The following is a 14,153-nucleotide window of genomic DNA, read 5'->3' as shown; positions in this document are numbered from 1 at the left end:
AGTGAGCGTGACGGTCCGCGTCCCCGCCAAGGTCAACGTCCAGCTCGCGGTCGGCGCCGCCCGCGCCGACGGCTACCACGACCTGGCCAACGTCTTCCTCGCGGTCTCCCTGTACGACGAGGTCACCGCGACCCCGGCCGGCGCCCTGCGCGTCACCTGCGAGGGCCCGGACGCCGACCAGGTCCCGCTCGACCGCACCAACCTCGCGGCGCGCGCCGCCCTCGCCCTCGCCGAGCGGTACGGCCGCGAACCCGACGTGCACCTGCACATCGCCAAGGACATCCCCGTGGCCGGCGGCATGGCGGGCGGCAGCGCGGACTGCGCCGGCGCCCTGGTCGCCTGCGACGCCCTGTGGGGCACCGGCGCCTCCCGCTCCGAGCTGCTGGAGATCTGCGCCGAGCTCGGCAGCGACGTCCCGTTCAGCCTGGTCGGCGGGGCGGCACTCGGCACCGGGCGCGGGGAGCGGCTGACGGCACTGGAGACCGGCGGCGACTTCCACTGGGTCTTCGCCCTGGCCGCGCGGGGCCTGTCCACGCCGGCCGTCTTCCGCGAGTTCGACCGCCTGGGAGAGGGCCGGGACATCCCCGAGCCGGCCGCCGCGCAGCCGGTCCTCGACGCCCTCGCCAAGGGCGACCCCGCCGCGCTCGCCGTCGCCGTCACCAACGACCTCCAGCCCGCGGCCCTGTCCCTCTTCCCCGAGCTGTCCGACACCCTCGCGGCGGGGCGCGCGGCGGGTGCGCTGGCGGCCCTGGTCTCGGGCTCGGGCCCGACCACGGCCTTCCTCGCCACGGACGCCGGGTCCGCGTCCGACATCGCCGGGGTGCTCCGGGCGTCCGGCACCTGCCGCGACGTGCGCACGGCGTCGGGTCCCGCGGCGGGGGCGACGGTGCTCGGCTCCTAGGCCCTGTCGTCGAACTCCCGTCTGCCTGGCGACGCCATGCACGCAATCTCGCCGCACGGGGCCCTGAACCGAGTACATCCAGTACGAGGCTCAGAGCCCCGCGCGCCGAGAGCACGCACCTGACGCCGCCAGGCCCGCCCTTCGGGCGAACGACGGGAGTTCGACGACAGGACCTGGGGCCCGCCGTTCGGACCACGCCGGCCCGGGACGCACCGTCCCCCTCGGCCGGCCCGATCCGACGGCAGATCCCGGGCACCCGCGGCCGGGACTACCCTGGAGGGTCGATCGTCCCCCAGGCAGGAGAGAAATGGCCGTCAACCTGGTCAATGTCGAGAACGTCAGCAAGGTGTACGGCACCCGTGCACTTCTCGACGGCGTGTCCCTCGGCGTGTCCGAAGGGGACCGCATCGGTGTCGTCGGCCGCAACGGCGACGGCAAGACGACCATGATCCGGATGCTCGCCAAGCTGGAGGAGCCCGACACCGGCCGGGTCACCCACTCCGGCGGGCTGCGGCTGGGCGTGCTCACCCAGCACGACTCCCTCGACCCGGAGGCCACCGTCCGCCACGAGGTCATCGGCGACATGGCCGACCACGAGTGGGCGGGCAACGCCAAGGTCCGCGACGTGCTGACCGGCCTCTTCGGCGGGCTGGACCTGCCCGGGTTCCCGCAGGGGCTGGACACCGTCATCGGGCCGCTCTCCGGCGGCGAGCGGCGCCGGATCGCGCTCGCCAAGCTGCTGATCGACGAGCAGGACCTGATCGTCCTCGACGAGCCCACCAACCACCTCGACGTCGAGGGCATCGCCTGGCTCGCCGCGCACCTGCGCGAACGCCGCTCCGCGCTCGTCTGCGTCACCCACGACCGCTGGTTCCTCGACCAGGTCTGCACCCGCATGTGGGACGTCCAGCGCGGCGACGTGTTCGAGTACGAGGGCGGCTACTCCGACTACGTCTTCGCCCGCGCCGAGCGCGAGCGCATCGCCGCCACCGAGGAGACCAAGCGGCAGAACCTCGTCCGCAAGGAGCTGGCCTGGCTCCGGCGCGGCGCCCCCGCCCGCACCTCCAAGCCCCGCTTCCGCGTCGAGGCCGCCAACGAGCTGATCGCCGACGTCCCGCCGCCCCGCGACAGCAGCGAGCTGATGAAGTTCGCCTCGTCCCGGCTCGGCAAGACCGTGTTCGACCTGGAGGACGTGACCGTCCAGGCCGGCCCCAAGGTGCTGCTCGAGCACGTCACCTGGCAGCTCGGCCCCGGCGACCGCATCGGCCTGGTCGGCGTCAACGGCGCCGGCAAGACCTCCCTGCTGCGCGCCCTCGCCGAGGCCGCCCGCAGCGAGGGCGAACGGCAGCCGGCCGGCGGGCAGGTGCGCGTCGGCAGGACCGTCAAGCTGGCCTACCTGTCCCAGGAGGTCGCCGAACTCGACCCCACCTGGCGGGTGCTGGAGGCCGTGCAGCGGGTCCGCGAGCGCGTCGACCTCGGCAAGGGCCGTGAGATGACCGCGGGCCAGCTCTGCGAGACGTTCGGCTTCGGCAAGGAGAAGCAGTGGACGCCGGTCGGCGACCTGTCCGGCGGTGAGCGGCGGCGGCTCCAACTGCTGCGTCTGCTCATGGACGAGCCCAACGTCCTCTTCCTCGACGAGCCCACCAACGACCTCGACATCGAGACCCTGACCCAGCTGGAGGACGTCCTCGACGGCTGGCCCGGTTCGATGATCGTCATCTCCCACGACCGGTTCTTCGTCGAGCGCACCACCGACCGGGTCTTCGCCCTGCTCGGCGACGGCGCGCTGCGCATGCTGCCGCGCGGCATCGACGAGTACCTGGAGCGGCGCCGGCGCATGGAGGAGGCCGCGGCGGCCAACTCGCCCGCGCCGGCGGCGAAAGCGGCCGCGGAGGTGCCCGAGAAGAGCGCCGCCGACGTGCGCGCCGCCAAGAAGGAGCTCCAGAAGATCGAGCGGCAGCTCGACAAGGTCTCCGAGAAGGAGACCAAACTGCACGCCCGGATCGCCGAGAACGCCACGGACTTCGCGAAGGTGGCCGAACTGGACGCCGAGCTGCGCACCCTGGCCGGGCAGCGCGACGAGCTGGAGCTGCGCTGGCTGGAATTGGCGGAGGACGCCTGACACCTCGCGGGCCGGGGGCGCGCGAGGCGTGAAGAGGGCGTGAAGGCGCGTAACAGAGGCATCACGGGCCGGTCCTCCCTTGGGAACAGGGGCGGACGCGGCCCGGTGTGCTGTCGGCACCGGGTGATAGAAAGAGCCGTCTGACGACTGTCTGACCAATCGCCCGACGACGCTTCCGGGGCCAGCGCGTACCTCGGGACGTGGCGAGAAATCAGTGAGCAATAAGGGGGAACGCGCTGATGAGCCAGCCGCCCAACCAGCCGCCGCAGCCGGGTGGCTTCGGAGCACCGCAGGACCCGCCGCCGGGTGGTGGCTTCGGGGCGCCGCAGCCCCCGCAGGGCCCGCCCCAGATGCCCCAGCCTCCGCAGGGCCCCCCGCAGCCGGGGTACGGATACCCCCAGCAGCCCGGCCCGTACGCGCAGCCCGGCCCGTACAACTCCGGCCCGTACGCCCAGCCGCAGCAGCCGGGCCCGTACGGTCAGCAGCCCGGCTACGGCTACCCGCAGCCGCAGTTCCCCGGCGGCCCCGGCACCCCGCCGCCCGGCGGCTCCGGATCCCGCAATCCCTTCAAGGGCAAGCCCGCCCTCGCGATCGGCGCCGCGGTCGCGGCCCTGCTCGTCATCGGCGGCACCGTGTGGGCGGTCACCGGCACCGGGGACGACGGCCCGGACAAGAAGCCGGTCGCCGGGAAGAGCGACGACCCCAAGCCCTCGGCCTCCGGCGGCGCCCCGGTCGACCCGGGGGACGGCAGCGGCGACGGCGCCGAGGACACCCAGGACCTCAACGAGGGCCGCAAAGCCGGCGAGTCGAAGGTGCTCTGGTACAAGGAGGCGCCCGACGCCCCCGGTTCCGGCGCCGACGCCGACGGCATGTGGATCACCGACAAGGCCGCGGTGAAGGCTGCGTACAAGCAGGTCCTCGCCTACGACATCGGTGACGGCAAGCCCACCTGGGACCCCATCACCTTCCCGCAGAAGATCTGCGCGGTCACCCCGGAGGCGACGGCGCAGAACACGATCGTCGTCGCCTACATGAGCGGTTCCAGCGACCGCGCCGAGTGCAACCAGCTCCAGCAGATCGACCTCGCCACCGGCAAGCAGGGCTGGAAGGAAGAGGTCGCGGACGGCGAGCTGTTCGACTCGACGCTCTCCCTCGAACTCAACGTCAGCGGCAGCACCCTGATGGTCGGCCGCTCCCAGTCCGGCACCGCCTACGACGTGACCAGCGGCAAGAAGCTGTACGACAAGAAGCGGTACGGCGACGCCTGCTTCCCCGCCGGTTTCGCGGGCAGCGCGACGAAGCTCGTCCAGGTCGCCTCCTGCGGCGCCGGCGGCGACAACGCGCACGACGAGATGCAGGGCCTCGACCCGAGGACCGGCAAGGTCCTGTGGACCTACAAGTACGAGAAGGGCTGGCAGGTCGCCCGGACCTACTCCGTCGACCCGCTCGTCGTCTACGCCACCAACGAGGACAAGAAGGTCTGGAACATCTCCAGCTTCACCTCCGCCGGACGGGTCCAGGCGCAGGTCGGTGTCGACGAGGACTTCGCCCCCGAGTGCGGCTGGGCCATCCTCGAGCGCGACCTCCAGGGCTGCACGGGTGTCGTCGTCGCCGACAACACCCTCTACCTGCCGACCAAGGCGACCACCGGCGCCAACGAGATCGTCGCGATCGGCCTCGCCGACGGCAAGGAGAAGTGGCGCACCAAGTCCCCCGCGGACGAGTCGATGCTGCCGGTGAAGGCCGAGGGCGGCGCCCTCGTCGCCTACGTGGAGCCGTCGTACGACGCGGGCGGTCAGGTCGTGTCGATCCCGACGGGCGGCGCCGCCCACACGCCGGCCAAGCTGCTGCAGAACCCGGAGGGCACCGCGGACATCGAGGGCAGCTTCTACTCGCGGGACATCGACTGGGCCGACGGGCGCTTCTACATCTCCAGCACCCGCCTGACCGGGAACGACGACGCGAAGGAGAAGTTGATGCTCGCCTACGGCAAGTGACCTTCTCCGCCCCGGCCGCCCGCCCCGTCCGCCGCCGCGCCGGATCCGTCCGGCCGGCCCGGCCGGTCCCGTCGTCCCCGCTCACCGAGGTACTCACGCCATGACCCAGCCGCCGCCCCCGCCGCCGAACCAGCCCCCGCAGTCAGGGGGCTTCGGACCGCCGCAGGACCAGCCGTCGCAGCCGTCCCAGCCCCCCACCCCGCCGTCGGGCGGCGGACCGGACCTCGGCAAGGCCCCCGAGCCCGGGTACGGCTACCCGCAGGCCCCGGGGACGCCTCCGGCGTCCCCGCAGCCGCCCGTGGCACCGCCGGCTCCGCCGGCGGGCGGACCGCAGCCGGGGTACGGGTATCCGCAGCCCCCGCAGACGCCCCAGCCCGGATACGGCTACCCCGGCGGGCCCGGCCCGTACGGGCAGCCGCAGCAGCCCGGGCCCTACGGGCAGCCGACGCCGCCCGGACCCTACGCGCAGCCGACGCCGCCGTACGCGCAGCCGACGCCGCCGTACGGGCAGCCGGGGCAGCCCGGTCAGCCGGGCTACGGCTATCCCCAGGCGACCGTGCCCATGCAGGCCCAGGCCGGCGGGCAGGGCGGCGGGCGGAGGATCAGTGCGTCGATGGCCATCATCGTGGCCGCCGTCGTCGCCATCGCCCTCATCATCGGCGGCGGGGTCTGGTACGCGAGCTCCTCCGGCAAGGACGACGACAAGAACAACACGGCGGGCTCCAGCGGCGGCACCAGCGGCAAGGGCGGCACGAACGGCAAGGGCGGCTCCGGCGGCACCTCCTCCGGCGGCAAGGAGAAGGTGCCCGCGGACCCGGCCGCCAAGGTCCTCTTCCAGGTCCCGGCCCCCGCGGTGAGCAAGGACGACAGCAGCGTCGTCGTCGCCGGCTCCTGGCTCACCGACTCGGTGTACGCCAAGAGCGGCATCGCCCAGATCGTCGGCTACGACCCCGACAAGGGCAGCAAGCTGTGGACCATCCCGCTGGCGGGCCCGGTCTGCACCACCAGCCGGCACCTCACCGCGGACGACAAGGCGGTCGTCGTCCACGAGCCCGCCATGCCGACCAAGGCCGAGCCCTCGCACGGCTGCAGCCAGGTCGCGCTGATCGACCTGGGTACCGGAAAGACCGTGTGGACGAAGTCCGCCAAGTCCGGTGACCAGCCGATCTCCTTCGACAACGTCACGATCAGCGGCGGCACCGTCGCCGCCGGCAGCACCAGCGGCGGCGTCGCCTGGGACCTCGCCAGCGGCGACGTCCTGTGGTCCCCGAAGACGACCGACTCCTGCTACGACGCGGGCTACGGCGGTGGCGAGAAGCTGGTCGCGGTCCGCAAGTGCGGCTCGTACGACGCACGGCAGCTCAACATCCAGACCCTCGACCCGAAGACCGGCAAGGTGCTCTCGGAGTACAAGATGGCCAAGGGCATCGAGTACGCGGGCATCGTCTCGACCAACCCCCTGGTCGTGGCCGCCGACGTCGGTGACTCCGCCGGTGACGGCAGCGGTATCTCGGACTTCTTCTCCATCGACAACAAGACCGGCAAGCTGCGCACCCGCATCTCGGCGCCGGGCGAGCAGTACGCCGCCCGCTGCGACACCATCAGCAAGATCGAGCAGTGCTCCGGGCTCGTGGTCGGCAACGACCGCATCTACATCCCGACCGAGGAGCACGAGGGCGGCGGCGAGAGCTACTCCCAGACCAACGAGATCGTCGCCCTCGACCTGGCCACCGGAAAGCAGACCGGGCAGCGCGCCGACGCCGGCGACGGCTACACGATCACCCCGCTGCGCATGGACGGCGGCAACGTGATCGCGTACAAGCGCCCGCCGTACGACAAGGGCGGCCAGATCGTCAGCATCGACGGCGGGTCGTTCAAGCCGACCACGCTGCTGGAGAACCCGGCGACCGAGGCGGTGCGGGACGTGGAGACCAGCATGCTGCCGGAGTACTCCGAGTACCTGTACTCCCAGGGGCACCTGTACATGTCGCAGGTGTACGCCAGTGAGGTGACCAGCGCGGACGAGAAGGAGTACCTGGCCATCGGGTTCGCCACCGCCGGCTGAGCCGGTCCGTCCCCGCACCGCGTCCCGCGCGCCACGGCCCCGCCCCCGTTCCCGGGGGCGGGGCCGTGGCGCGCGGGACGCGGTGCGGGGTTTCGGCGTCGGGGGGCGGTTCTTGCCGGTAGGGGCAGCGCGACGTCGCTCTTGCGTGTAGCTTCCGGGGGCAGTACCGGGGGGAACTGGGGGGTTGCTCTATGGGAGTGCGGCTCATGGTGGTCGACGACCACCGATTGCTCGCCGAGGCGCTGGCCTCGGCGCTGAAGCTGCGGGGGCACCGGGTGCTCGCCGCGACGGCGCCCGCCGCGGGGGCGGCGGAGCTGGTGATCGGCCGGGCGCCGGAGGTGTGTCTGCTGGGCACGGCGACACCGGCCGAGCCGGGGATCTTCGATCCGGTGGTCCGGATCAAGCGGGAGCGGCCGCAGGTGGCGGTGCTGGTGCTGGGGCCGGTGCCGAGTCCGCGCGGGATCGCGGCGGCGTTCGCGGCGGGGGCGTCGGGGTACGTCCGGCACGACGAGCGCATCGAGGGGGTCGAGCGGGCGATCATGAAGGCGCGGGCGGGCGAGGCGGCGGTGGCGCCGGCGCTGCTCCAGGGGGCGTTCGGGGAGCTGCTGAATCCGGCGGCGCAGCCGGACGACGAGGGGCAGCGGCTGCTGTCGATGCTCACGCCGCGGGAGGTCGAGGTCCTGGTCCGGGTCGCCGACGGCGAGGACACGCGGCTGATCGCGGCCGGCATGGGCATCGCACCGTCCACGGCGCGTACGCATGTGCAGCGGGTGCTGATGAAACTGGGCGTGGGCTCCCGCCTGGAGGCCGCCGCCCTGGCCGCCCGCACGGGCCTGCTGGACCGCGCGGGCGCCGCGGGCGGCTGAACGCCGTGCCGGTGGCGGCGAGCCGTCAGCCGCCTCGCCGGGCGGGCCGTCGGCTCGCCTCGCCTCGGGCAGCCGGGCCGCGTGACCCACCCCCCGCGCCCACGCCGGGCGCCCGGGGACGGCGTTCACCGAGCGGCCGTCACTCCGGCGGAGGCTCCTCCGCCGAGGCCGGCGGAGTCGTGGGGCGGAGCTTCAGCCAGGCCAGGAAGAAGAGCCCCAGCACCAGCATCCCCAGCCCGGTCCACAAGTTGATGTTCACCCCCTGCGCCTTGTCGATGTCGTCGTCGGACGCCGCGAAGCCCGCGATGGTCACGATGACGCCGTAGACCACGAACAGCCCGCCGATGATCCGCCGGATGTCGAACAGCCGCGCTGCTGTGGCGGACTTGCCCTCCAGCTCGGAGACCTCGTCCTGGACGTTCTTGTCGGAGTAGGAATCGGACATGCTCTCTCAATCCTCCCGCGGTCAGAACGAGAACGGGATGTAGCAGGCGGCGGCCAGCACGACCGCGCCCCAGCCCAGCAGGGCCGGCTTGCGGTACCACGCGTCGTCGCCCTCGGCGGGCGGCTCGGACATGCCCGGGGAGCGGGTCCCGTAGACCAGGCCCTGGAGCTCGGCGACCGGCTTGGGCTTGGTGAACAGGGACACGGCGACCATGACGACCGCTCCGGCGACGAAGCCCGCGATCGCCGAGACGAAGTTGGCGCCCTGGTCGGAGGGGATGTCGACGATGCCCTGCTTGTAGATGACGAAGTAGTTGACCATCGCGGCGGTGGTGCCCGCGATCAGCCCCCAGAAGCCGGACTTCATCGACGCCCGCTTCCAGAACATGCCGATGATGAAGACCACGAACATCGGGACGTTGAAGAAGGAGAACAGCGTCTGGAGGTAGCTCATGATGTTCGAGAACGACGACGCGAGGAACGCCGTCCCGATCGACGCCAGCACACCGATCACCGTGATCAGCCGGCCGAAGCGCACGTAGTACGCGTCGTCGCGGTCCTTCACGACGTACTTCGCCCAGATGTCGGTGGTGAACACCGTGTTGAACGAGGACACGTTCGCCGCCATGCCCGCCATGAAGGCCGCCAGGAGGCCGGTCACGGCGATGCCGAGGACACCGTTGGGCAGCAACTGCTGCATCAGGTACGGGATCGCGTCGTTGTACTGGAGGTCCGAGCCCGGCGTGCCGATCTTCGGCACGAGCACCGCGGCGACCAGGCCGGGGATCATCACCAGGAAGACGATGAAGATCTTCGGGAACGCGGCGATCAGCGGCGTGCGCTGGGCCGCCGAGAGGTTCTTCGCCGACAGGGCGCGCTGCACCTCGGCGAAGTTCGTCGTCCAGTAGCCGAAGGAGAGCACGAAGCCGAGGCCGAGGACGATGGTCAGCCAGTTGGCGCCCAGCGGGTTCGCGCTGCCGATGCCCGTGCCGCCCCACGAGGTCATGAAGTCGGCGCCGTGGGACTGCGTGAGGGAGTCGGACAGGCCGTCCCAGCCGCCGACCTTCTTCAGGCCCAGGATGGTGATCGGGATGAGCGCCGCCATGATCACGAAGAACTGGAGGACCTCGTTGTAGATGGCCGAGGAGAGTCCGCCGAGGGTGATGTACGCCAGGACGAAGAAGCCGGCGACCACGATGGCCACCCACTCCGGCCAGCCGAGCAGCGCCTCGACGACGATCGCGAGGGCGTAGAGGTTCACTCCGGCGATCAGGATGGCCGCAAAGGCGAACAGGATCGAACTCAGCAGGTGTGCCGCCTTGTCGAAGCGCAGCAGCAGGAACTCGGGGACCGAGCGGACCTTCGAGCCGTAGTAGAACGGCATCATCACCAGACCGAGGAAGACCATCGCCGGAATGGCGCCGATCCAGTACCAGTGCGTCGTGTAGACGCCGTACTGCGCGCTGTTGGCGGCCATGCCCAGGATCTCGGTGGCGCCGAGGTTGGCCGAGATGAAGGCGAGGCCGGTGATCCAGGCGGCCAGCGACCGGCCGGACAGGAAGAAGTCCAGGCTGGTCCGCACCGAGCGGCGGGCGGCGAACCCGATGCCGAGCACGACGACGAAGTAGATCCCGAGGATCGTGTAGTCGAGCCAGTTGGTGGGGAGTCGAAGCTCCGCGGCTAGATATGTGGGGGTATGCATACGAACTCGCTTCGTTGCGCGAACTGATCCGCAGCGGAACCTACGCCTCCGCGTTCAGTAAATGAACACTTGTGGTGATGTTCTTTGTTTGATTGTGATGATCGGGGCGCTGGTAGGTTGTGAAGTGTTATGTTTGATTGTGTTGGATGACTGAGTGTGGGTGCAGAGGAGTGCGGCAGTGAAGAAGACCTCGACCCGGCTGGCCGACGGTCGCGAGCTCATCCACTACGACCTGCGCGACGACACCGTGCGGGACGCCGTGGACCGCCGCCCGCTGGAGCGGACCGTCACCACCTCGGAGATCCGCCGCGACCCGCTGCTCGGCGACTCGGTCGCCGTCGCCTCGCACCGCCAGGGCCGCACCTACCACCCGCCCGCCGACGAATGCCCCCTGTGCCCGTCCGTGGGCGAGCGGCTGAGCGAGATCCCCGACTCGTCGTACGACGTGGTCGTCTTCGAGAACCGCTTCCCCTCGCTGGCCGGCGACTCCGGCCGCTGCGAGGTCGTCTGCTTCACCTCCGACCACAACGCCTCGTTCGCCGACCTGAGCGAGGAGCAGGCCCGGCTCGTCCTCGACGCCTGGACCGACCGCACCTCGGAGCTGTCGCATCTGCCCTCCGTCGAACAGGTCTTCTGCTTCGAGAACCGCGGCGCCGAGATCGGTGTGACGCTCGGTCACCCGCACGGGCAGATCTACGCCTACCCGTTCACCACCCCCCGCACCGCCCTGATGCTCCGTTCGCTCGCCGCGCACAAGGAGGCGACAGGCGGGGAGAACCTGTTCGACGCGGTGGTCGCGGAGGAACTGGCGGGCGAGCGGGTCGTCCTGGAGAGCGAGCACTGGGCCGCCTTCGTGCCGTACGCGGCCCACTGGCCGTACGAGGTGCACCTCTACTCCAAGCGGCGCGTGCCCGACCTGCTCGGCCTCGACGAGGCGGCGCGCACAGAGTTCCCCCAGGTCTATCTGGAACTGTTGAGGCGCTTCGACCGGATCTTCGGCGAGGGCGAGGCCCCGACGCCGTACATCGCGGCCTGGCACCAGGCCCCGTTCGGGCAGCTGGAGGACTTCGAGGGCGTGACGCGGGACGACTTCGCGCTGCACCTGGAGCTTTTCACTATTCGCCGGACGTCCGGCAAGCTGAAGTTCCTCGCGGGCTCCGAGTCCGGCATGAACGTGTTCATCAACGACGTGCCCCCGGAGCGCGCGGCCGAGCGACTGCGAGAGGTAGCGAGTTCATGAGTGGGAAGTACCTGGTGACAGGTGGCGCGGGCTATGTCGGCAGCGTCGTCGCCCAGCACCTGCTGGAGGCGGGGCACGAGGTCACCGTCCTCGACAACCTGTCCACCGGCTTCCGGGAGGGCGTCCCGGCGGGCGCCGCGTTCGTCGAGGGCGACATCCGCGACGCCGCCAAATGGCTGGACTCCTCCTACGACGGCGTCCTGCACTTCGCCGCGTTCTCCCAGGTCGGCGAGTCCGTCGTGAAGCCCGAGAAGTACTGGGACAACAACGTCGGCGGCACCATGGCCCTGCTGGAGGCCATGCGCACGGCGGGCGTGCGCCGGCTCGTCTTCTCCTCCACGGCCGCCACCTACGGCGAGCCCGACGAGGTGCCGATCGTCGAGTCCGCGCCGACGAGGCCCACCAACCCGTACGGCGCCTCCAAGCTCGCCGTCGACCACATGATCACCGGCGAGGCCGCGGCCCACGGGCTCGGCGCGGTCTCGCTGCGCTACTTCAACGTCGCCGGCGCGTACGGCGCGTACGGCGAGCGGCACGACCCCGAGTCGCACCTGATCCCGCTGGTGCTCCAGGTCGCGCAGGGCAGGCGCGAGGCGATCTCCGTCTACGGCGACGACTACCCGACGCCGGACGGCACCTGCGTGCGCGACTACATCCACGTCGCCGACCTGGCCGAGGCCCACCTGCTCGCCCTGGACGCGGCCGTCCCCGGCGAGCACCTCATCTGCAACCTGGGCAACGGCAACGGCTTCTCGGTCCGCGAGGTCGTCGAGACCGTCCGCCGGGTGACGGGCCACCCGATCCCCGAGGTGGTGGCCCCGCGCCGGGGCGGCGACCCGGCCACCCTGGTGGCGTCGGCCGGCACCGCCCGCGAGAAGCTGGGCTGGAACCCGTCCCGCGCGGACCTCGCGGGGATCGTCGCCGACGCGTGGGAGTTCGCGCAGCGGCACGCGAAGTAGACCTGCGGTACGTGGAGAAGTGCGGAAAGGGCGAGGGGTCAGGACATGAGCGAGGCTGTCGCGCGGACGGTCGGTGAGCGGTTCCGCGAGCTGTACGGGGAGCGGCCGCAGGGGGTGTGGGCGGCGCCGGGCCGGGTCAACCTCATCGGCGAGCACACCGACTACAACGACGGCTTCGTCATGCCGTTCGCCCTGCCGCACACCGCGGTCGCCGCGGTCTCCCGGCGCGACGACGGCGTCCTGCGCCTGCACTCGGCGGACATCGGCGCCGACCCCGTCGAGCTGCGCGTCGCCGACCTGACCCCCGAGGCGGACAGGTCCTGGACGGCGTACCCGTCGGGCGTCGTCTGGGCGCTGCGCGAGGCCGGGCACGAGATCACCGGCGCCGACGTCCACCTGGCCTCGACCGTCCCGTCGGGCGCGGGCCTGTCCTCGTCGGCGGCCCTGGAGGTCGTCGTCGCCCTGGCCATGAACGACCTGTACTCCCTCGGCCTGCGCGGCTGGCAGCTCGCCCGCCTGTGCCAGCGCGCCGAGAACGTCTACGTCGGCGCGCCGGTCGGCATCATGGACCAGACGGCGTCCGCCTGCTGCGAGGCCGGCCACGCGCTGTTCCTGGACACCCGCGACCTCTCCCAGCGCCAGATCCCCTTCGACCTGGCCGCCGAGGGCATGCGTCTGCTGGTCGTCGACACGCAGGTCAAGCACTCCCACAGCGAGGGCGAGTACGGCAAGCGCCGTGCCGGCTGCGAGAAGGGCGCCGCCCTGCTGGGCGTCGACGCGCTGCGGGACGTGCCCTACGGGGAGCTGGACGCGGCGCTCGAGCGGCTGGGCGACGAGGAGGAGGTCCGCCGCCTGGTCCGGCACGTCGTCACGGAGGACGAGCGCGTGGAGCGGGTGGTGGCGCTGCTGGAGTCCGGCGACACCCGCGCCATCGGCCCGGTCCTCGTCGAGGGCCACGCCTCCCTGCGGGACGACTTCCGCATCTCCTGCCCGGAGCTGGACCTGGTCGTCGACACCGCGCTGGAGGCCGGTGCCCTGGGCGCGCGGATGACCGGCGGCGGCTTCGGCGGCTCGGCCATCGTGCTGGTGGAGGCGGCGGACGTCGACGGCGTCACCAAGGCGGTCGAGGAGGCGTTCGCCGCGGCCGGCTTCACCACCCCCCGGGTGTTCGAGGCGGTGCCCGCGGCGGGCGCGCGGCGGCTCAGCCCAGCCGCTTGACCAGGGTGTACTCGGTGATCCCCGGCGGATAGTCGGGGATCACGCACACCACCTCGTAGCCCCGCCCGCGGTAGAAGTCCGGCGCCTGGAAGTCCCAGGTCTCCACGCGCGCCGCCGCGCAGCCGCGTTCGTCGCGGGCCGCGCGCTCCGCCTCGGCCAGCAGTGCGGCGCCCAGCCCCGCCCCCCGGCACCGGTCGTCCACCCACAGGTAGGTCACGTGGAGCCAGGTCGCCCAGGTGTGCCCGACGAGACCGCCCGCGAGGCCGCCGTCGGCGTCCAGCACCCAGACGTGCAGGGGGAATTCGCGTTCGTGAGGGGTGCCGCGCAGCGTACGCAGGATCGGGGAGGCGGCCGTGTTCGTCTCCCGCAGGCGGGTGCGCAGCAGATCGCGCCGTGCTTTGTCTACTTCTGTCACAAGACGAAACATGCGGCTCACCATAAACGCGCGGGCCTGTCAGTTCTGCAAATAACCTTCCGCTCCCGGCGCCCGCCCGTACTCTGATGCACAGCGCCGGTGGGGGCCGGTGCCGATCAGGGGGCGGGACGGCCGGGTACGGAACCCGGGACGGGGGCATCGGTCACCGCACGGCGGCGGTCGTGCGGCCGCGGCGACCCGTCCCCGGTACCGAACGCGAAGGC

The 14,153-nt window shown here is 71.8% G+C and carries 11 protein-coding genes; 8 read left to right on the top strand and 3 right to left on the bottom strand.

The features are described 5' to 3' along the window. The first annotated feature begins 1 nt into the window (after position 1). The 5 genes from AC0VYN_RS32260 (at position 2) to AC0VYN_RS32240 (ending at position 7,951) form a co-directional block, all read left to right on the top strand. Positions 2 to 901, top strand: a complete 900-nt coding sequence (locus AC0VYN_RS32260) for a 4-(cytidine 5'-diphospho)-2-C-methyl-D-erythritol kinase (protein WP_475533828.1) — start codon at positions 2 to 4, stop codon at positions 899 to 901. A gap of 307 nt (positions 902 to 1,208) precedes the next feature. Beyond that, positions 1,209 to 3,023: an ABC-F family ATP-binding cassette domain-containing protein gene (locus AC0VYN_RS32255; protein WP_475533827.1), complete on the top strand. Its 1,815-nt coding sequence runs from the start codon at positions 1,209 to 1,211 to the stop codon at positions 3,021 to 3,023. Between the two features lie 239 nt (positions 3,024 to 3,262). Then, positions 3,263 to 5,020, top strand: coding sequence for an outer membrane protein assembly factor BamB family protein (locus AC0VYN_RS32250; protein WP_475533826.1), 1,758 nt, complete (start codon positions 3,263 to 3,265; stop codon positions 5,018 to 5,020). 100 nt (positions 5,021 to 5,120) lie between these two features. Beyond that, positions 5,121 to 7,085, top strand: a complete 1,965-nt coding sequence (locus AC0VYN_RS32245; protein ID WP_475533825.1) for an outer membrane protein assembly factor BamB family protein — start codon at positions 5,121 to 5,123, stop codon at positions 7,083 to 7,085. A gap of 191 nt (positions 7,086 to 7,276) precedes the next feature. Continuing rightward, complete coding sequence (locus AC0VYN_RS32240; protein ID WP_475533824.1) at positions 7,277 to 7,951, top strand: helix-turn-helix transcriptional regulator; 675 nt, start codon at positions 7,277 to 7,279, stop codon at positions 7,949 to 7,951. Between the two features lie 139 nt (positions 7,952 to 8,090). On the opposite strand, the gene AC0VYN_RS32235 is transcribed toward AC0VYN_RS32240, so the two are convergent. Both AC0VYN_RS32235 and AC0VYN_RS32230 read right to left on the bottom strand, forming a co-directional pair. Further along, complete coding sequence (locus tag AC0VYN_RS32235; protein ID WP_475533823.1) at positions 8,091 to 8,396, bottom strand: hypothetical protein; 306 nt, start codon at positions 8,394 to 8,396, stop codon at positions 8,091 to 8,093. 21 nt (positions 8,397 to 8,417) lie between these two features. Next, positions 8,418 to 10,097: a sodium:solute symporter family protein gene (locus AC0VYN_RS32230; protein WP_475533822.1), complete on the bottom strand. Its 1,680-nt coding sequence runs from the start codon at positions 10,095 to 10,097 to the stop codon at positions 8,418 to 8,420. A 178-nt stretch (positions 10,098 to 10,275) separates the two neighbouring features. On the opposite strand from AC0VYN_RS32230, the gene galT reads away from it, so the two are divergent. Genes galT through galK form a run of 3 tightly spaced genes read left to right on the top strand, consistent with a single transcriptional unit; the run spans position 10,276 to position 13,514 of the window. Then, positions 10,276 to 11,337, top strand: coding sequence for a galactose-1-phosphate uridylyltransferase (gene galT / locus AC0VYN_RS32225; RefSeq protein WP_475533821.1), 1,062 nt, complete (start codon positions 10,276 to 10,278; stop codon positions 11,335 to 11,337). After that, positions 11,334 to 12,296: a UDP-glucose 4-epimerase GalE gene (gene galE / locus AC0VYN_RS32220; RefSeq protein ID WP_385465662.1), complete on the top strand. Its 963-nt coding sequence runs from the start codon at positions 11,334 to 11,336 to the stop codon at positions 12,294 to 12,296. Before galT ends, galE begins: the two co-directional genes overlap by 4 nt. Positions 12,297 to 12,341: 45 nt before the next feature. Further along, the gene (galK, locus tag AC0VYN_RS32215; RefSeq protein ID WP_475533820.1) at positions 12,342 to 13,514 is read left to right on the top strand and encodes a galactokinase; all 1,173 of its coding nucleotides are present in this window, start codon (positions 12,342 to 12,344) and stop codon (positions 13,512 to 13,514) included. Here the strand turns inward: galK and AC0VYN_RS32210 are convergent. Next, the gene (locus AC0VYN_RS32210) at positions 13,498 to 13,953 is read right to left on the bottom strand and encodes a GNAT family N-acetyltransferase (protein WP_385465668.1); all 456 of its coding nucleotides are present in this window, start codon (positions 13,951 to 13,953) and stop codon (positions 13,498 to 13,500) included. The genes galK and AC0VYN_RS32210 overlap by 17 nt on opposite strands. Positions 13,954 to 14,153 lie beyond the last annotated feature (200 nt).

It is taken from the genome of Streptomyces sp. 63XJN7_1_ISO-PGPR-S23-121 (assembly GCF_056173025.1).
The sequence above is the reverse complement of the archived record's forward strand: the minus strand, read 5'-3'. Positions and strand labels throughout refer to the sequence as shown.